We start from the raw sequence: 18,922 nt of genomic DNA, 5'->3' as shown, positions 1-18,922 counted from the left end.
AATAGTTTGAACGTTGACCTTGTCAATCATTTTTGGATACCAGGTATTGGTACATGCTTGACAGAGCCTCTTCAAATGCTTCGATCTCCATATTTTTAATTTGGCCGGCCATCTCCTTGTCCAACTTCTGGTCAATGGCGCGGGCCCGTTCAAGGACCTGCAGGCCGGGTTTGGTTACGAGCAGCAACTTCCTTCGCTTGTCCCCGGAGTCGGTAACACGGGTAATAAAGTGGTTTGACTCAAGTCCATCGATATGCCGGAGTACCGCTGATTTGTCCCTGTCAACGATTTCTGCGACTTCCTGAAGAATCAGCCCGTCCTCCTTGTCCAAAATATTTAATATGAAATACTGCTCTACTGTCAATTCAATCTCTTCCTCTTCAAACCGCCTGATCAGGGTTCGCAGTATCTCTTTTACCAGGTAAGCGGTTCTGCAGCCGGTTGTGTTACAATATAAAATCTGGTCTGGTGCCATGAGAGTCGGGACTAGTGAGAATTACAAGATCGGCCAATATAAAGGTCAATAGTTGACCTACACAACTATTTTATGAAAAATCTTGTTAACCCGGATTATACCTGGAACAGCATAAAAGAAGATTAAATCTTTGATATTATTTCATACTTGTAGCATCATGCCCCGGGCGGAAGAATTTCTGTCTGACAAGGAGACAGGACAGAAAATATAGATCGGCTTTCCCCGGCCTTGACTGGGGCGCGGAAGCCGAAGCAGGCGTTTGTGGATGCCCTGCCGGTGATGGCTTTGATAGCGGGCAACCGGCGCAACGGACCATCAACATCCACGCCTGCACAGGCTGCAGCGTTTGGCCCATTCATCGCCTTTTTTAGTTCCTTTTGGGTCAAGCCAAAAGGGACACCTCGATTTGAAGAATAGTCACTTTTTTGGCCGGGCTTCTTCATCATCTTTCTTTTCGCTTCCTCCCGGTCACTAGCGCAACACCAATACCGAAGACTTGAAAGGCACAGCATAACACTGAAAACCGGGCTGACGTTAACTTAATTCTTGCATAAATTCGGGGCTGCAGATACGCAGGTACCGGTTGTAAAATCCATCGACGTATAAACATCTTGGTAAAAAACGAAAAGAACTGATACCTTGGCAAAATAATAATGACGCTCTTGCATGGTGTATGATTTTTTTGAAGTGACGTACTTTAATCCCGACTAGCCGTAGATTGCCATCTGCTCAGAAACAGATATCGGAAGCAGGCCAAATTGCGGATTCCCGGTACGCCACACGCTGAATTAAATCCAATCCCAAACAGTACAACCATCATGATCCTCTCCCTGTTGTTCTGGGTCGTTATATCGATTATTGCCACGACAATTTTATGGAAGGGAAGTGACTGGCTGGAGCAGTCGGCGGAAAAATTGTCGGAATATTATGAGCTTCCCGCCATTGTACAGGGAGCCGTTGTGGTGGCGATCGGTTCCAGCTTTCCCGAGCTCTCCACGGTTGTTCTCTCCTCCCTGATCCACGGGGAGTTTGAGCTGGGGGTCTCGGCGATCGTCGGTTCCGCGATCTTCAACATCCTGATTATTCCCGCATTTTCCGGTTTCGCCGCCCAAAATCCACTTGAATCCAACAGGGATCTGGTCTACAAAGAAGCGCAGTTTTACATCATATCAGTGGCGGTACTGATGATCACTTTTTCATTTGCGGCCATATATTTCCCCATTCCCACCGGCGATTCCGTCATTCTCGGGGAAATGAATCGTACCCTGGCCCTCTTTCCGGTTATCCTGTACGGATTTTACATCTTTATCCAGTACCAGGATACGATGGATTATGAACGAGCGTGGGAAGTTGAAGAGATCAATCCACTCAAACAGTGGGGGTGGCTTTTTCTCAGCCTGCTTGTAATTTTGGGCGGAGTTGAACTGCTGGTACGGGCGGCGATCCGTTTTGGTGAAATTTTGGGAACGCCCTCTTTCCTGTGGGGGATATCGGTGGTGGCGGCCGGTACCAGTATTCCCGACCTGTTTGTGAGCGTTCGCAAGGCGCGGAAAGGGGACGCGATAACATCGATGGCCAATATGCTGGGCAGCAATATTTTCGACCTGTTGGTCTGCATCCCGATGGGGATTCTAATCGCAGGGGCTGCCACGCTCAACTTTTCCATAGCCGCCCCGCTGATGGGGGCTCTCACTATTGCCACCCTGGTGCTGTTCAGCTTTTTGAGAACCGACATGATCCTCAGCCGACATGAATCCTTCTGGCTCATTATCCTTTACGTCCTGTTTCTCGTGTGGATGGGGCTGGAAAACTTCGGCGTGATCGATTCCATCCCCTCCCTGCCTCCATCGTAACCCGTATTTTTATTTCGTGAGAAATGAAGACCAGCAGTCTTTCAGCATTGCGGAAAGTTAAAAAACTCGAAATACAGGGTACGGTTATTTCCCCGGCTGTACTGAAAAACGAAGCTCTTTTACTTCACGTATGCTTCCGTTCTTAATACTCACGGGAACAAACGTGAACATCCATTCCCATGAGTTTCCACCGTGGGGAACTTTAAGTGAAATTTTATTCCACCCCTTGTTGAGTTTTATTTCAGCCGTAGTCCGGGAATATCCAGCTCGGGTACTACCGTAATGTTCCGTTCAGCGCTGTACTCCACCAGCTCTATAAAATCCTGCTGCGAATAGTATTTGCCGGGTTTTCGGCTGGTAGCTCTTGCCGACTGCAGCTCCGGGTATATCTTGCTCTCCAGCCTCCAGCCGGGATTGTCGGTGAGATGGAGGTGCAGAATGTTCATCTTGTAATTTGCCATTACATCGATTTGCTGTTTGAGCTGTTCCACGGATTGAAAATTGCGTCCCACATCAACCATATAGCCCCGTTTTTTGAACGCGGGCCAGTCGTGGATATCACAGCGACTCAGAAACGAACGATCACCTTTGTTGCGGATAAGCTGGCGAACCGTTTGAAATGCATAGAATGCCCCGGACGGGTCGGGGGCGACAATCCGCATATGATTTTCGCCTCTTATCTCGACGCTGTATGCTCCCCTGAAGCCGTGGGAATTCTCAACAACACCCTGTTGAACAGATATCGAAAGATCTGCACCTGAGCTGTTGCCTACTTCACTCAGCCCCCTGGCTGCCAACAACTTTTTCAGATGCGTTGTCTGGGGTGCAAAATCCGCTGCGGGATCGACCCAAAAATCCGTAATTCGGCTATCATTCGCTTTGCACTCCATTCTTTGAGGGGTGGGAATCAAGGGCGGATCCTCCCCGTTTGTGGATTGTCCTGATGAGAATACCGGGAGCAAGAGGAAGAATAAAAGAAACAGGCTGAGATACCTTACCATAAACAAACCGGGTAATATCTAAAATAGGGAAGATTACGCGTTTACCTTTTGCAGGGCATAGGAAAAGAAATCCTGCCGCCGCAGCACCTGTTCAAGCTCCTCCATTTGCTGCTCGGTAGGCGTATGCAGAGGCAGTCGCGCCGGTCCGCAGTTTACACCCAGACGCTTCATCAGCCGCTTGGCTGCCGCGGCATATCCATATCGGTCTATTATGCGTACATAATTCATCGACCTGTTCTGCAGCTTTCGCACCTCTGTAATATCACCTGCACTAAAAGCCTTAAAGATCTGGTGGTACAGCAGCGGGAATAGATTATAGGTACTGCCAATAAATCCCTCGGCCCCCAACATCAGGCCACAACTGAGCAGTTCATCACTGCCAAATATCAGGTCAAAACGGCCATCCTGGTATTGAAGACAACGGCTGTAGTCAACAAAATCGTTGTGGCTGTATTTGATTCCCGCCAGGGTGGGAATTTCTTCAGCTGCCCGCTCCAGGAACTCATACATCGGCAGGTCCACGCCGGTCAGCGATGGGATGTGATAGTAATAAAACGGCGTTTGGGGCGCAGCTGCCGCCACCTCCCTGCAAAAGTCCACCAGCCGTTCTACCGAATCCGGTTTTCTATAAAAGGGACCCACTGTGGAGATTCCAGCCACTGAACTGCAATTTGCGGCGTGTCTTGCCAGTGTCTTTGCCTCTTCAAGCGACGAATGCCCTACATGCACCAACAGCTTAAAATCTTTTGAGACGACTTTATCCCATGCCTCTGCAAGTGCTTTTCTCTCATCAACGGTCAATTCAAGGCCTTCACCCGTAGAGCCGTTGATAAATACCCCTGTTATATTATTGTGTTTATATAACTCAAACAGTTCCGGTATCACGTCCACATTGATACTCCCGTTGCTATTCATGGGAGTAAAGGGGGCTGCTACCAAACCTTTAATTTTCTCGGTTTTCATTTAAATGATTTCTTGTCTATTTGATTAAGATTCTGTTTTCAAGAAGACTTTGCAAAATCCTCAACTCCTTGCCTCGTTCTGAGGGAGTTGTACCCCGTTTAAAAAGTCAATACGGTCGGCGGTACAACTAACCTTCCAATAAAATAGCAGGTTTTGCAAAGGTTCCGTCAATTTAATACCAGTACCTGTGTTTACTTTACCGGTACTATCAAGATCCAGCAGATATAAAAAGTATTGGTGAGACAGCCAGTTTAATCCAACTGTTGAAATTTACTGTCCAGTTCGTGCATTTTAAAGCGTACGCTCACGATATAGGGTTCTTTCTCCTTTTCCCAGTGACCATATGTCGTAGCCACAATGGTTCCGTCCGGCAAAAGTTCCAGTGCAGGATATGCGCAGTCCCAGTCATGCTTATTATCCATAAGCCGCACCCGGTACTGTCCCTCGCGACGGGGATTGAGGATGTCCTCATACCGGCCGACCCATCCCACCCAGTCGCCTCTGGTTGGCGAAACGTGCGTCATATCCCGAAATGAGATGAACAAACGGCCGTCATGGGTATATACCGCCTGGTGACGGTCGCCGGTCAACGCGCCGGGAAGCTCCACCGGATCGCTCCATGTTGTTCCCTCGTCGTCAGAAAAGATGACAAATGAATTAAACCGGCGGCTGTTCTCCCGCAGGAGCATGGCAATCTGGTTGCCGTCTGGAGAGCGGAGCAGGCCCGGCTCGCACAAATCAGCCTCCGGATGGGTAGCGACGACTACCGGGTCCGTCCAGCTCAGGCCTCCATCCATTGAACGTGTCTTGTATACGTAAAACTGCCCCGGCTCGCCTTCCCCGTCAATAAAACGGCCGTCATCATGGAAAAAAGCCATGTGTGACCCATCTTTTAACCGGATAAGATCTGACATCGCAACAATACCGCCAAAATCACCGATCGGTTCGAGTGGCGACCAGATGTCGCCCTCATCCCCAGAAACTGCCATCCTTATGGGGTAGAGTCCTGAAAACATAATCAGGCGCTTATTTCCCTCCGAATCAACTACCGGGTAGATAGTGGGCACTTCCCTGGATGTCGACCAGTTTTTCGGCACGGAAAGGCGATCGCTCCAGGATAATCCGCCGTCAATACTTTTTTTCATCACTATCGGCCCGTTGCCGTGACCTTTCGGGTAGACCGCCAGTATGGTTTTCCGGTCGTCCAGCAATACGGTTGTCGGGTGGCCCAAATATTGCCCCTCCTCCCGGTCAACGATAACCTGCCGGTCGGTTTCGCCGGCCAGGTCAATAAGCGGTATGTTATATCCTCTTGGCTGCTCAATACCAGGACGCTTATTTACCTCATTTCCGAGGAACGGCAGGTAACCTGCTCCCGCGAGGAGCGTGGTTAACTGTAAAAAATCGAATCGTTTCATTGTACAATCCCTGTTTCTGAAAATTTCGTTTTACGAACGTGCCTTCGAACCTGTGTGCGACACACCCGTTGTCATCCATCTGAAAGTTCTGAAATTCTGACTTTTTGAAAATAGAGCTCGCGAACCCCTTCGTACAATATTCCCACGGTCTGTTCGTCGACGGCCGTCAGGCAGGAGTACCCAAAGCCCCTGTTTTCATTCAGCAACACCTGTCTGTTTTCAGGCCAGCTCATTCCACCATCCCGGCTCATTTTAATAGTCATATTTTCACGGGCTTCCCTGCTGTCGGGATTGGAAAAAAGGAGGCAGTGCTTGCCGGATTCCCCCTCCAGGTGCGGAAAATGGATAAGACTGGCCATACAGACCGGCTCTTTCAGCGCAGAACGGGTCGTGGGATGCCTGGTCCACGTTCGGCCGAGATCCTCCGTCGTATATACGGACCGCGATCCCCCGCGATTATCGCGCATGTTCAGCATCAGCGAGCCGTCACTCAGCTCAGCGACCTGTGCTTCGGTGGTATTGGATTTCGCTCCTGTACCGATATTCCAGGTCTTCCCGTGATCTTTACTGTAGATGATCGTGGAGTAGGGCATGCCGTCCGCATCCCTGAACTGGGCGGGAAATACCAGCGTTCCATCGCTCATCGTGATACCGCGGCCGGGACCCTGGAGCAGCAGCTGCCATTCCGGCTTCTTTATCTGCCTCGTAATATTGATCGGCTCCGACCAGGTCTCCCCGTCATCTTCACTTTTGACCAGCAGGAACTGACCGGTCGCTTCCGGGCTCAACCCGGGGCCGGAAGCATCCCAGGCACGCTGTCCCGGCATTCCGTGTGTCCAGAGCCCGGCTACCCATATGGTACCGGTTTCCCTGTCAACCAGAATCGAGGGGTCGCCGACGCCGTTTTCCTCTTCCGGACGACCGCCCCACTCTCCCCGATCCATAATAATCTGCATCGGCTGCCAGGTTTGTCCCTTGTCAAAACTCCTGCTTATGCCCACATCGATATCGCCCTGCAGATCGCTGGAGTTATCGTACCGGATATCATAGGCCGCAATGAGCGTACCACTGTTGGTTGTTACCAGCCCGGGGATACGGTAGGTATGCACCCCGTTTTGACCGCGCTTTCGCAGTGCAAATCCCAGTCTTAACGCTCCTTCCCCCGATCTGCTCACGGGATTGACAGTCTGCCCTCCGGCCAGCAGCGCACTGTCCAACCCGGCATCTACCCTGTGCAGCAGGTCTGCTTCGGGATTGACTTTATAGGAAACCCAGAAGTAGTGGACTCCACGAGGCAGCTGTTGCTCGGCCCTGAGTGCAATATTTTTTCCGGCCGATTCGGCCACATCCAGCGAATTTTTTGTATTAAAAACCGAGTCCCCACCCGTGTAAAAGAGTGCAATTTCATCAATATCATCCAGATCCGTAGTGCCACCGGTGGAGATCTCAAACTGCTCTACCTGACCTTCCGAACGAACATCCACTGCTATCCTGAGCACAGGGTTGGCTTCCTTGCCGATCAGCACCGGCCGAACGGTTTGGCTGGTCGATATTTGTATTGCAGGAATCTCATCCTGCCTTGTTGTCTCCTGGTTGCTTCTACAACCTGCAAATAATACGAGTAGTAAAAGGGTAAAAGTAATTCCTTGTTTCATATGACACATCATTTCACGACCGTTTGTACTTTCCAAATACAGATATTCTCATTTTTCGGTCCAGTTAAATTTATTTTTAAAAAGACAGTAATTTTTGATGACTTGTCAGTCTTGGAGATCTTTGAAGACAGCGGTTTTTCGAAACCTTTCTTAATAAACCTATAGAACCCGCCTGATTCAACATGAGCTTTCAAACATCAAAATTAGCGAAAAATCACCGTTAATGCGTTTACCGGTTAAGGACCGGTCCCAAATTATAAGCGGATCATTTCTCCTTTTCTCCTTCTTCCAGGGAAGTACTTTTTTACGTTCATCAATAGTTCATTACCACTTTGGCTGATAAACCTACCCAAAAAATCTCCACTGGAAGAGGGAGCTTGGGAGGTTGTCCCTTTGCTTAAAAGAATCGGTATCCTTTTTTGCCGGTAACAGGTTTTAGTTAATTCCCGAATCCGGCCCCTCCCCTGCCAGAGGCTGGCGGGAGAGAAAGGCTCAGATTTCGGGTCAGGGAAAGGGGATATGGGATAGTATCCCTTTCAGGGAACAAAACTATTCTTGCGTGTAGCCGGGATTTTGTTCGAGTTCGCCATTCAGGCTGAGCGTACTTTGCGGTATGGGCCACAGCAGCAGGTAATCCTGTCCCTGCCTGTTTTGCAGAGAAGGCACCAGTTCAAATGCTTTGCCAAACCGCACCAGATCCCACCAGCGCTTGCCTTCAAACGCGAGTTCACGCAGCCGCTCTTGTAAAATGGCTTCGTCGTTGGCCTCCTGCGACCCGTTTGTGAATACGTGGTCAGTATAATCGTCGCCGTAAGCACGCTGGCGTACCTGGTTGATTTCGGTTGAAGGATCCTGCCCAAGGGCGTTCTTGGCCTCTGCAATCATCAGCAGGACGTCGGCATAACGGTACAAGATCACATCATCCATGAAGTTGCGACCGCTTTCGTTGACAAATCCCCTGAACTTTCGCACAGCGGTAGCATAGAGGGTCGTATCGTTTCCGGCCACTTCCTCCACCTCCACGAACGAAGCATCTTTTCGACTGTCATCATCCGTAAACTGGTTTCTGAGTGTCTCCGAAGGTCCCCAGCGGTTGAGTCCGCCACCCAGTCCCAGCAGGCTGTCGGATTCCTGGGTCACATTTTGCGGGATCTGGTCATTTCGAACATACATGAGGTTGTTATACATGCTGCCTGACTCCAGGTCCTCGAAGTGTACAGCCATCAATATCTCCTGGTTGCCCTTGTTGTCATAGCGGAAGATGTCATCAAAATTATCCAGCAGACCTACATTGGCAGACTGAACTTCCTGCAGGGCGGTAAGTGCGGTCTGAAGATCCGATTCTCCCCCGCCCATGCGCTTGGCCGTCCAGAGGTACACGTTTCCTTTCAGGGCGTTTGCGGCCGGTCGCGACCAGGTGCAGCGACAGGTTGGAAAGCTGTCATCCGGGAACAGGTCGAGTGCGGCGTCCAGGTCCTGCTTGATCAGCTGAAAGATTTCACTGACGTCGGCCTGCGGTTTGCCGGTACTTCCCTCACCCTGGATTCCTTCGATCGGCTCGGTCACCAAAGGCACATTGCCCCAGGTACGCGCCAGCATAAAGTACACATAGGCCCGCATCGTGTGAGCCCGCGCCAGCGCCCTGTTTTTGTCATCCTCGCTGGTGAAGGCGATATCCGGAATCTCATGGAGCGCCAGGTTGGCGGTGTAGATGGTGGTATACAGCCGCAGCCAGTCCGGGCCGGCAAAGTTGGCGTCTATCGTGTTCTCAAAATAGCGCTCCAGCCCTTCCGAGGCCTGAAGTCCGTACGACATCTCTTCGCTCCGTGCTCCACCCCAGATATACAGATTGGAAGCTGCCTGGGGACGGAACCATTGATACATGCTGTTTAATCCACCCTGTACATCCTGCTCATTTTCCCAAAACGAATTTGCCGTTATGGTACTGGTGGGCGAAAGTTGCAGGTCTTCCGTACATGAGACGGCCGTTAAAAGACCGACTCCCAAAAGCACTATGGTTGTTAGCTTTTTCATTGTGTTATCCTGATTTCTTTAAAATTCATTGAATTAACCCTTCTCACTATTCCAGTCTACAAGCTCAGGTCGATACCGAAAATGAAGCTCTGCGGGTTGGGATAGCGACCACTGTCCTGGCCGCCCTCTTCCGGGAGCAAACCCTTGTAAGAGGTAAAGTAGTGCAGGTTGTTGCCCGTAGCGTACGCCCGCACCCTCTTCAGGCCCAATCCCCTGATCCAGTCATTGGGGATGGTATAGCTTAGCGTTATTTCCCGCAGTGAGAGGTAATCCCCCTTCTCATAGTACCGGGTATTTCCCCTGAAAAGGTTGTTTTGTGCCAACTGGTCGGCCCAGTAATACCGGGGTACGTCCGTATCCCTGCGATCTGGCAGCCACGATTTCTCCACAACCTCTTTTGAGATATTGATATCGCCCTGGAACTGGCCGTTAAACCGGGCCAGGCTTTCATGGTAGATTGTGTGACCGAGCGCAAAATCGGTGCGCACAAGAAGTGAAAGATTATTGTAGGTAAAGGTATTGCTGAATCCCCCGGTCCAGTTGGGATAGATATTGCCGGCGTAAACCTGGTCACGGGTGTCAATAATCCCGTTTCCATCTTTGTCCAGCCATTTCACATCGCCGCCGAACTTCGTTTTGTCGGTTCCGGCAACCAGCATGTCGGTAGGACCTTGGGCAGCCTCCTCATCCGTGGCGTATATACCCAGTTGCTTGTAGGCGTACATATCGCCCAGGCGGCCTCCCTCCTGCAGTCCGCCCTTGTAGACGTAGTCATCCACCTCGGGATCGTAGACAAGAATTCCGCCGATGCGGTTGTTTTCGTTGTCATTTTCCGGAAGCTTCAGAATCTTGTTCTGGTTATAGGAGGCGTTGGCTCCAAATGACCAGTTAAAGCCCGCCCGCTCCTGGATGATATCGGCCTGCACTTCAAATTCAACTCCCGTGTTTTCGAGCGATCCAAGGTTGGTCAAGATGCTTTGAAACCCGGTATAATGGGGAAGTTGCAGGTCCTGGAGCAGGTCGTCCGTCACCCTGCGATAATAGTCAAACAGCACGCTGACACGGTCGTTGACAAGACCCAGGTCAAATCCGAAATCAACGGTGCGGGAGCGTTCCCACTTGAGATTTTGATTGGGTAGTCGGGTGCTGGCTACCATCGGCTGCCCGTTGTATTCTGAACCTACGCTGTACTGTCCCTGCGCGTGGAAATCTGACAGGCCGCTGATATTTCCGTTGACCCCGTAGCTTCCCCGCAGCTTGAGAGAGGACAGCAGATCCGGCATTTCGGACCAGAAATTTTCTTCATGCACATTCCATCCCACCGAGATGCCCGGGAAAAATCCCCATTTATTGTTGTCGCCGAGGTTTGACGCGCCGTCATACCGGGCAGAGGCCGACAACAGGTATTTCTGCTTGTAGTCGTAGCTCACCCTGCTGAAATATCCGGCGATCACCTGGTGGGAAGTGCTGCTGGAAACAGCGGTTTCCTCGGAAGCGGCATTAAGCGTGGGAATATTATCGGTGGCGGCTCCACGCCCCGCAGCAAACAGGCTGTAGTTCTTTCGGTCGTAGTAAGAAAAGCCGGCCTTCGCAGAAAAGTTGTGACCTCCCGCAAATGTGTCGGTATAGGTGAACACGCCATCAACTTCCTTCTGCCAGTACATGCTGTGAGAGGCCGAGGCATTTCGGGAGTCGATCAGCTGATTTGCAGAAAAGTAGTAGGCTTTCTGGAATGAGTTGTCGATTCCCTGGACAGCGTACAGCGAAGCTGAAGGTTCAAATGTCAGGTTGTCAATAATTTCCCAGGTGGCGTTCAACCCGAGCGTTATCCGGTTCAGGTTGTTTTCGGCGAGACTCTGGTTGAGATGATACACCGGGTTCCCGATCGTGCGGTTTTGACCGGGAGCCAACGTCCCGTCTTCATACCGGAACTTGGCCGTGGGAGGAAGACCCAGTGCCCGCTGGAAAATATGATTTACATTGAACACCTGGTCATCGCTTGAGTTTGTAAAATTGACATTTCCGCGCACATTCAGGTTGTCACGGACCTGCACATCGCCGCTGGCATCCAGGCTCAGGCGCTGGTAGCCGGTTTCGATCGCCGCCCCTTCGCTGTCCAGGAAGCCTACGCCAACTCGATAAGTAGCGTTTTCCGATCCCCCGGATGCGGAGAGATAGTGATTGGTGGTCAGCCCCGTTCTGAAAAGCTTGTCCTGCCAGTCGGTATCGTTAAAGATGATCGTCTTTGAGGGATCCAGCGGATCCGGCATGCTTTGCCAGCCTTCGTCCAGCTTGTGCTCATTTTCGGGGGTGAGGTACTGCGGCGTAAACGCCGTATTTTTGGTCAGGTCGTTGCCTATTCCAAACCCGATTGGCAGATCCAACCGACTGGTATACTGCGGGTGCTTCTCTCCGGTGGCCGCCATTCCCAGCCGCGCAAACCGTATATACTCGCGCGCGCTGCCAAGGTCATAAAAGTCGCCCAGTCTCGACATCTGCACGCTCGTCTGGTAGTTCACCTGGGTCTTCCCGCGCTGTCCGGACTTTGTCTCCACGATAATAACCCCGTTGGAAGCCCTGGCACCGTAGATAGCTGTAGAGGCGGCATCCTTGAGTACCTGGATACTTTCAATATTGTTGGAATTCAGATCGTTGAGATTATTTCTTTTAACCCCGTCAACAATATAAAGAGGCGTGGCTCCATCCGGATTGCTGATAGAGGTTCCGCCGCGCAGTACAACCTGTGGCGCAGCACCCGGCTGGCCGGTGGTGTTCTGCACGCGCAGTCCCGACACGCTGCCCTGCAGCGCTGATGCCACATTGGTAAACGGCACGTTTTCTAAGACCGAAGTATCCATCTTGGCTACCGAGGTGGTCAGGGTGGCCCGCGACTGCTCGCCGTAGCCAATGACGACTACCTCGTCCAATTGACCTGTACTTGCGACCATAGCCACATCAATGACAGATCGCCCCATAACAGGGATCTCCTGAGACTGGAAACCCACGGAACTAAACACCAGCGTGTCGTCTTCGGCTACCTCAATCTCATACATCCCGTCCACATCAGTTGCCGTACCCTGGGTAGTTCCTTTTATAATTACATTCACACCGGGTAGTGTTTCTCCAGACTCCTGTTCTACTACCGTACCCGTAACGGTATGCTGCTGAGCCTGGGCTGTTGCGTCATGTACCTGCATGGAAAAAGCGAGGCACATCAAAAACATGAGTGCTGAACGTATCCTGGTTTTCATAACTTCCTTTATTTTCGATTTAGAGATTATTTTCCGGAATCCCTTCTCATTTATTTAATCAGATTGTAATAAGTTGTGTTTTATTTTAGGTTGTTTGGTTGTGATTTCTATTTATTTAAGCTTCCAAGCCTGTTTCATACCCCATGATGATTAAGATTTGGAGTGATATCTACTCAAAAATTCAAACTCATTACCTCTATATTGATATTTTTCCCTAAAACCACCCTAAAGAGAGCAATCTTGCAGTATAATAACTAGGTTGGCTACGATAGAAGCGAAGGCGTCACAGCAAAAACGGGGAGACGCAAATATTTTTTTGAGCTTTTCAATTCTTTTATTAACCTGTTATCAGCCTTCCAAGCCAAAGTTTTACAGAAGAATTCTCTATACGATTGTTACATCCTGGTACTTTTGAGTGCCTGAATTTTAAGACTTTGGTTATATGTTTATCCTGCATCCAATTCAGTTATCACGTTCTCCCGCAATGCAGTTTTCCCGGACCCATTTTACGGGGAGTATCGGGCGGGCGCTCTCTATTTTACTGTTGCTCTGGCTTTCTCCTCTTCTGTTGCAGGCGCAGTCCCCGCCGGCGGAACCACTTTCCAAGGATATTGTAAACTGGAACCGGCTGCCTGACCTGCCCAACCCGGCGGGCGTTGCCGGCGCTTTTGTTGGCCGTGCGGGGGATGCGCTTATTGTGGCGGGAGGAGCAAATTTTCCCGGGGCTCCGCCATGGGAAAACGGGTCAAAGGTATATCACGATCAGATCTACATCCTGCAAAAAGACACTTCCGGATATCGCTGGCTGTCCGATCCCGACCTGAAACTACCCCACCCGCTCGCGTATGGCGCAACAATTCGCGACGGGGAGAGCCTGCTGCTCATCGGAGGCACTGATGGAACGGAAGTCAAACGGAACGTATACCGGCTAAAGTGGAATCCCGGGGAAGAGTCGATCGGAATCCGGGAGCTCCCTCCCCTGCCCCGCCCGCTGGCATTTATGGGAGCCACACGCCTCAATGACCGAGTCTACGTTGCGGGAGGGCAACATTCACTGGCATCACCGGGGGCCTCGAAAAGTTTCTGGCAGCTCGATCTCTCGCAACAGGGCGAAGATCTCAACTGGGAATTTCTCCCCGCGTGGCCCGGTGCGGCCCGTGTGCTCCCGGTGGCTGCAGGCCAGCACAAGGGAGATACGCCCTATTTTTTCCTGTTCAGCGGCCGCAATGTCAATCCAGACGGCTCCATGGAGGTACTCAGCGACGCCTATCGCTATAATATTAAATCCAGTGAGTGGGAGTCACTGGAACCGATAGCTCACAACCTTCATGGAAACGGGCGTTCCGTCATGGGGGGAACCGCCATAGCGACGGGAGATGCCCACATCCTCATTTTCGGGGGCGACCCGGGAGACGCCCTGGTGGAACGGCTGCAAATAAGTGCCCGGATCGACAGCCTCAATAACCGGATGGCCACGGTCAGCCGCCCTTCTCAAAAAGGGGCCCTTCAAGAGCAAGTGGATCAGCTAAACCGGCAGCTCCTGTCCAACCTGCAGCAAGAGCAGCCCTTTTCCAGGGATATTCTTTCCTACCACACCATTACCGATACCTATGATAAAATTGGAGAACTGCCAACCCCGGCACCGGTGACCACCCGGGCCGTTCAATGGGATGAAGATATCCTCATTGCCAGCGGTGAAATACGCCCCGGGGTCCGCAGCGCCAACATATGGAGGGGGCAGATCGAGGCCCGAACCCCGACGTTTGGATGGGTAAACTACGCAGCGCTGGGACTATATGGACTTATTCTCGTCGGCATGGGAATCTATTTTTCTCGTCGAGAAAACGCCACCGACGACTATTTTCTGGCGGGCAACCGTATTCCCTGGTGGGCTGCGGGCATCAGCATTTATGCCACGCAGCTGAGCGCCATCACCTTTATTTCGACGCCGGTCCTCTCATTTGCCGACAACTGGATCGTATTTATCGCCTATTTTACAATTTTCCTGATGGCCCCTGTGGTCATCTATTTCTACCTGCCCTTTTTCCGACGGCTGAATGTGACCTCGGCCTATGAATACCTGGAAAAGCGGTTCCACCTGGGCGTTCGCCTTTTCGGGAGCATCTCGTTTATACTGTTTCAGCTCGGCAGAATGAGTGTCGTCGTCTTCCTGCCCGCATTGACGCTCACAGCCATCCTGGATATGAATATTTATGCCGCCATCGTCCTGATGGGACTGCTGGCTATCGTCTACACGACCCTCGGCGGCATTGAGGCGGTCATTTGGAGTGACGTGCTGCAGGTGGTCATTCTTATCAGCGGCATACTTTACAGCCTCTACTTCATTACCGACTATGTAGGGGGACTAGATGTGGTATACACGACCGCCGTGGCGAACGAAAAGCTTCAATTCCTGGAGTTGGATTTCAGCTTTACCGCCCTCGCTACCTGGTCGATCTTCCTGGGCTCCTTTGCCCTGCAGTTTGGTCCCTATACCACCGACCAGGCGGTCATCCAGCGCTATCTGACCACCGAAGACGAAAAATCAGCAGCCGACAGCATCTGGACAAACGGCATCATCTCCATTCCCACCGGCTTTCTTTTCTTTGCGCTCGGCACCTGCTTTTACGTCTTTTACAAGCTTAATCCCGAATTTCTCTCCGTCGGGATGCAGAACGACCAGGTATTTCCGCTCTTTATCGGCCAACAGCTGCCGGTTGGATTTGCAGGGTTGCTGATCGCCGGCATCTTTTCCGCCTCGATGTCGAGCCTCGACAGCAGCATGCACAGCATCGCCACGGTGGCCACCGTCGATTTTTACCAGCGTTTTGTGCCGGCCTCTCGCGAGTCGACCCGGCTTCGACTGGCACGCTGGGTCACTGTTGCCGTCGGCGCACTGGGAACGCTCATCGCCTGCCTGCTGGCCAGTTTCCCGATTCAGTCTCTCTATTTCTTTTTCCAGGAGATCATCGGGCTGCTCAGCAGTGCTCTTGCCGGCATCTTCATCCTCGGCATTTTTACGCAGCGCACCCACGGCACCGGAGCGCTGACCGGGGCTGCAATCAGCCTGATCGCCCTCTATTTTGTTAAATTCCACACGCCGATCCATTTTTATATCTATCCCTTGATCGGGATACCGGTGTGCGTGATTACAGGATACCTTGTCAGCTTGTTTCTGCCCGACCACGGCAAAAAGCTGGAAAACCTGACCTACCGCACGCTGGTGGCAAAATCTCCCTAGCCCGGATTTCTCACGAGTATTTTGGACAAAATCATGTAACTTTATGGATGACAATAACTTATACCGTTTTTTATTGCCAAATCATCATTACAGTCTGTAATGGGCTGCGAAATTCGCCTTTCAGCTGCGTTGTAGGACAAATCGCCTTGCTGAAAAACCAATTTCCTGGTGAGAAATGCGGGCCAGTTCGCTGGATATACCCTCTGATAAATTTGAAATCCGGATATCAATACTATGCCAAAACAGACATTTACCGAATTAGCTCAGCTTTACAAAGATACCTTGCTAAACAGCGTGATCCCTTTCTGGGAAAATCATTCCATCGATGAAGAATATGGCGGCTACTACAGCTGTCTCGACCGGGACGGAACCGTCTACGACACCGACAAATTCATCTGGCTGCAGGCACGACAGGTCTGGACATTTTCGATGCTCTACAACCGCGTGGAATCGCGACCAAGATGGCTGGAGATAGCCAGAACCGGGTACGAGTTTCTAAAAAAACACGGGCGTGATACCGAAGGGAACTGGTATTTCTCGCTCACCCGCCGGGGAGAACCCCTGATCCAACCCTACAATATTTTTTCGGACTGTTTTGCGGCGATGGGATTTCAGGCCTACGGAAAGGCCTCGGGCGATACAGAAGCCAGGGAAATTGCGGTTCAAACCTACCAGAATATTCTCCGCAGGCAGGATAATCCCAAGGGGCAGTATGAGAAATCGGTCCCGGGTACCCGTCCCCTCAAAGGATTTGCCCTGCCGATGATACTGAGTGTGCTCACCCTTGAGATGGAAGAAGCATTGGACACCGGGGAAGTGGAAAAAACACTCGACCGGTGCATTCACGAGGTGATGGAGGTATTCTGGGATTCGGACAAAAAAATTATCCGCGAGCATGTGCTGCAAGACGGCAGCTGGTCCGACAGCTACGAGGGTCGCCTGGTCAACCCGGGACACGGCATCGAGGCGATGTGGTTTATCATGGAGATCGGCCGGCGCCGCAAGGACCAGTCGCTGATTGAACGGGCTACAGACCGAACGCTGCAGCTGCTCGATTTTGGATGGGATGACAAATATGGCGGGATCTATTATTTTCTCGACGCCGAGGGGCACCCTCCCCTGCAACTGGAGTGGACCCAGAAGCTGTGGTGGGTTCATCTTGAAACCCTTATTTCCCTTTCCAGGGGATACCTTTTGACCGGTCGGGAAGAATGCCTGGAATGGTATGACCAAGTCCACGAGTACAGCTGGTCCCGTTTTTCCGACGCAGAGCAGGGCGAATGGTTCGGATACCTGAACCGCCGGGGCGAACGCTATACCACGCTAAAGGGCAGCAAGTGGAAAGGGTGTTTTCATGTACCCCGGGCGATGTACGAGTGCTGGCATACATTCGAAGCGCTGACCAAGCAATATTGAGTAATCCGAAATCACAGATCCAGATGCGAATCAACAACCGATTTCCAAACCACATATCCCTGACCATTTAAATGGAGGCCATCTTCGGTATAATCGGGATTAAGTTTGTCTTCGCCTGTGCTGAAATCATCAAAAAGGTTGATAAAAATGGCTTCCTTTTCCCGGGCCAGCGCCGCCAGGCGGCTATTGGCCTCTTTAATTTGCGGGGTTTTATCAGTATGAGAAGAAAACTGGGAAAACTCGTCATTTACCGGCAAAATACTTTGGACATAGATTTCCGTGCGGGGCGTTTCACGCCGAATTCGGTCAAGAATTTTCTCATAGTTGGAAATAACCGTTTCAACCGGAATTCCGCGAGCCAGATCATTTACGCCTATCATGATAAACACCTGGGCGGGACTGGATTCAGTAACCTCCGAAAGACGATACAGGATGCCATCCGTCACATCGCCGGAGATTCCCCGATTTTTCAGCCTAGGGCTGCCGAACAGCTCAGCCCACTCGTTTCCGTCGGTGATACTGTCTCCCAGAAATATAATCTCGTTCTCCGCATTGGGAAGATGCTCAAAAAGCGTCTTTTTGTGGTAGTAGTATGCTCCGAAATCCGGCTTTTTTTCGGTCGATTGAGCGTGACTGTCGGTCATTAAAAATGCGAAAAGTACGACACAGAAAACCGTACCTCTATATTTGAGTCTCATAATCGTGCTGTTTGAATGCAGGTTTGAATTAAAAATGAATAATAATCAATGAGTGTATTAATTGCAGATAGTGGTTCTACAAAAACGGACTGGGCCCTCCTGGCGGGAGGAACCGTTCAGCGATACAAGACAGAGGGACTGAATCCCTATTTCCATTCAACGGAAAGCATCAAGTCGGTACTTCGGAGCGGCTTAAGACCCAGTCTCAGGGAGCATGCGGTCGAGTGCATCCTCTTTTATGGATCCGGCTGCGATTCCCCGGAAAAAATTACCGGTATGGAGAAGGCCCTGAATCAGGTTTTCCCGGGCGTGCGGGCCGAGGTTCATGAAGATCTTCTGGGAGCCGCACGCGCCTGCTGTTTCGACCAACCGGGTATTGTCAGCATTTTGGGGACCGGATCGAATTCCTGCCGTTACGACGGAACCCGCATTGTGCAGCAGATCCCCTCCCTCGGCTATATCCTGGGAGATGAAGGGAGTGCCGGTTTCTTCGGGCAGCAACTGCTGAATCGCTACTACAGGGATGAGCTGCCCGCTGATCTCAAAACAACGCTTGAACAGGAGTACGAAATGGACCTGGAATTGATTGTAGAAGGGATATATCACAACGAGCAATCCAGTCGTTACGTGGCCTCTTTTAGCTCATTTCTCGGTGAGAATCGCGGACATCCATATGTACAATCGATGCTGGAGTCCGGCTTCAGGGAATTTATTGAGCGTATTATTCTGAAATATGAATCGCCCGAAGATTATCAGATACACTTCATCGGGTCCCTGGGGCATGCCTACCGCGGTATGATCTCAAGGCTTCTCACCTCGTACGACCTGACGCCCGGGAAATTCATACAGCGCCCCATGCAGCGGCTGATTGAGTTCCACACGCAATAAAAATGACACCAACAGCCGCCGGTAGCCGG

General features: G+C 51.2%; 12 protein-coding genes. 4 read left to right on the top strand and 8 right to left on the bottom strand.

Annotation, left to right across the window (positions count from 1 at the left end; translation table 11 throughout):
- Positions 1-22: 22 nt before the first annotated feature.
- On the bottom strand, positions 23-475 hold the full coding sequence (locus ACG2F4_RS11605; protein WP_395260887.1) for a MarR family winged helix-turn-helix transcriptional regulator: 453 nt from the start codon (positions 473-475) through the stop codon (positions 23-25).
- Positions 476-1,293: 818 nt separating this feature from the next.
- Here ACG2F4_RS11605 and ACG2F4_RS11600 point away from each other — a divergent pair.
- Positions 1,294-2,328 (top strand): sodium:calcium antiporter, encoded by a 1,035-nt coding sequence (locus tag ACG2F4_RS11600; protein ID WP_395260885.1) that lies wholly within the window; start codon positions 1,294-1,296, stop codon positions 2,326-2,328.
- Positions 2,329-2,564: 236 nt separating this feature from the next.
- Here ACG2F4_RS11600 and ACG2F4_RS11595 read toward each other — a convergent pair whose 3' ends face one another.
- The 6 genes from ACG2F4_RS11595 to ACG2F4_RS11570 all read right to left on the bottom strand — a co-directional run bounded on the left by ACG2F4_RS11595 (position 2,565) and on the right by ACG2F4_RS11570 (position 12,650).
- Positions 2,565-3,329, bottom strand: coding sequence for a family 20 glycosylhydrolase (locus tag ACG2F4_RS11595; RefSeq protein ID WP_395260883.1), 765 nt, complete (start codon positions 3,327-3,329; stop codon positions 2,565-2,567).
- A gap of 33 nt (positions 3,330-3,362) precedes the next feature.
- The gene (locus tag ACG2F4_RS11590; protein WP_395260881.1) at positions 3,363-4,292 is read right to left on the bottom strand and encodes a dihydrodipicolinate synthase family protein; all 930 of its coding nucleotides are present in this window, start codon (positions 4,290-4,292) and stop codon (positions 3,363-3,365) included.
- Between the two features lie 251 nt (positions 4,293-4,543).
- Positions 4,544-5,710, bottom strand: a complete 1,167-nt coding sequence (locus tag ACG2F4_RS11585) for a sialidase family protein (RefSeq protein ID WP_395260879.1) — start codon at positions 5,708-5,710, stop codon at positions 4,544-4,546.
- Between the two features lie 71 nt (positions 5,711-5,781).
- The gene (locus ACG2F4_RS11580) at positions 5,782-7,365 is read right to left on the bottom strand and encodes an exo-alpha-sialidase (RefSeq protein ID WP_395260878.1); all 1,584 of its coding nucleotides are present in this window, start codon (positions 7,363-7,365) and stop codon (positions 5,782-5,784) included.
- Between the two features lie 549 nt (positions 7,366-7,914).
- Positions 7,915-9,399, bottom strand: coding sequence for a RagB/SusD family nutrient uptake outer membrane protein (locus ACG2F4_RS11575; RefSeq protein WP_395260876.1), 1,485 nt, complete (start codon positions 9,397-9,399; stop codon positions 7,915-7,917).
- A 56-nt stretch (positions 9,400-9,455) separates the two neighbouring features.
- A complete protein-coding gene (locus ACG2F4_RS11570; protein ID WP_395260875.1) occupies positions 9,456-12,650 on the bottom strand; it encodes a SusC/RagA family TonB-linked outer membrane protein in 3,195 nt (1,064 codons plus the stop codon).
- A 484-nt stretch (positions 12,651-13,134) separates the two neighbouring features.
- Here ACG2F4_RS11570 and ACG2F4_RS11565 point away from each other — a divergent pair, with 484 nt between their 5' ends.
- Together ACG2F4_RS11565 and ACG2F4_RS11560 are read left to right on the top strand one after the other, a co-directional pair.
- A complete protein-coding gene (locus ACG2F4_RS11565) occupies positions 13,135-15,891 on the top strand; it encodes a sodium/solute symporter (protein ID WP_395260874.1) in 2,757 nt (918 codons plus the stop codon).
- 234 nt (positions 15,892-16,125) lie between these two features.
- Positions 16,126-17,307 carry an AGE family epimerase/isomerase gene (locus ACG2F4_RS11560; RefSeq protein WP_395260873.1) on the top strand — a complete coding sequence of 394 codons (1,182 nt, stop codon included), beginning with the start codon at positions 16,126-16,128 and terminating at the stop codon, positions 17,305-17,307.
- Positions 17,308-17,318: 11 nt separating this feature from the next.
- Here the strand turns inward: ACG2F4_RS11560 and ACG2F4_RS11555 are convergent, their stop codons facing one another.
- Positions 17,319-18,005 carry a GDSL-type esterase/lipase family protein gene (locus ACG2F4_RS11555; RefSeq protein WP_395260871.1) on the bottom strand — a complete coding sequence of 229 codons (687 nt, stop codon included), beginning with the start codon at positions 18,003-18,005 and terminating at the stop codon, positions 17,319-17,321.
- Between the two features lie 48 nt (positions 18,006-18,053).
- On the opposite strand from ACG2F4_RS11555, the gene ACG2F4_RS11550 reads away from it, so the two are divergent.
- Positions 18,054-18,893 carry a hypothetical protein gene (locus tag ACG2F4_RS11550; RefSeq protein WP_395260869.1) on the top strand — a complete coding sequence of 280 codons (840 nt, stop codon included), beginning with the start codon at positions 18,054-18,056 and terminating at the stop codon, positions 18,891-18,893.
- The last annotated feature ends 29 nt before the right edge of the window (positions 18,894-18,922 follow it).

Source organism: Halalkalibaculum sp. DA3122 (assembly GCF_043951865.1).
Lineage (GTDB): Bacteria > Bacteroidota > Rhodothermia > Balneolales > Balneolaceae > JAMQKA01.
This window is presented reverse-complemented; position numbering and strand designations above follow the sequence as displayed.

What these genes read in the sequence shown, in the direction of transcription:
- ACG2F4_RS11605 (WP_395260887.1), bottom strand. Translation starts at nt 475, where the DNA reads ATGGCACCAGACCAGATTTTATATTGTAACACAACCGGCTGCAGAACC.
- ACG2F4_RS11600 (WP_395260885.1), top strand. Translation starts at nt 1,294, where the DNA reads ATGATCCTCTCCCTGTTGTTCTGGGTCGTTATATCGATTATTGCCACG.
- ACG2F4_RS11595 (WP_395260883.1), bottom strand. Translation starts at nt 3,329, where the DNA reads ATGGTAAGGTATCTCAGCCTGTTTCTTTTATTCTTCCTCTTGCTCCCG.
- ACG2F4_RS11590 (WP_395260881.1), bottom strand. Translation starts at nt 4,292, where the DNA reads ATGAAAACCGAGAAAATTAAAGGTTTGGTAGCAGCCCCCTTTACTCCC.
- ACG2F4_RS11585 (WP_395260879.1), bottom strand. Translation starts at nt 5,710, where the DNA reads ATGAAACGATTCGATTTTTTACAGTTAACCACGCTCCTCGCGGGAGCA.
- ACG2F4_RS11580 (WP_395260878.1), bottom strand. Translation starts at nt 7,365, where the DNA reads ATGAAACAAGGAATTACTTTTACCCTTTTACTACTCGTATTATTTGCA.
- ACG2F4_RS11575 (WP_395260876.1), bottom strand. Translation starts at nt 9,399, where the DNA reads ATGAAAAAGCTAACAACCATAGTGCTTTTGGGAGTCGGTCTTTTAACG.
- ACG2F4_RS11570 (WP_395260875.1), bottom strand. Translation starts at nt 12,650, where the DNA reads ATGAAAACCAGGATACGTTCAGCACTCATGTTTTTGATGTGCCTCGCT.
- ACG2F4_RS11565 (WP_395260874.1), top strand. Translation starts at nt 13,135, where the DNA reads ATGCAGTTTTCCCGGACCCATTTTACGGGGAGTATCGGGCGGGCGCTC.
- ACG2F4_RS11560 (WP_395260873.1), top strand. Translation starts at nt 16,126, where the DNA reads ATGCCAAAACAGACATTTACCGAATTAGCTCAGCTTTACAAAGATACC.
- ACG2F4_RS11555 (WP_395260871.1), bottom strand. Translation starts at nt 18,005, where the DNA reads ATGAGACTCAAATATAGAGGTACGGTTTTCTGTGTCGTACTTTTCGCA.
- ACG2F4_RS11550 (WP_395260869.1), top strand. Translation starts at nt 18,054, where the DNA reads ATGAGTGTATTAATTGCAGATAGTGGTTCTACAAAAACGGACTGGGCC.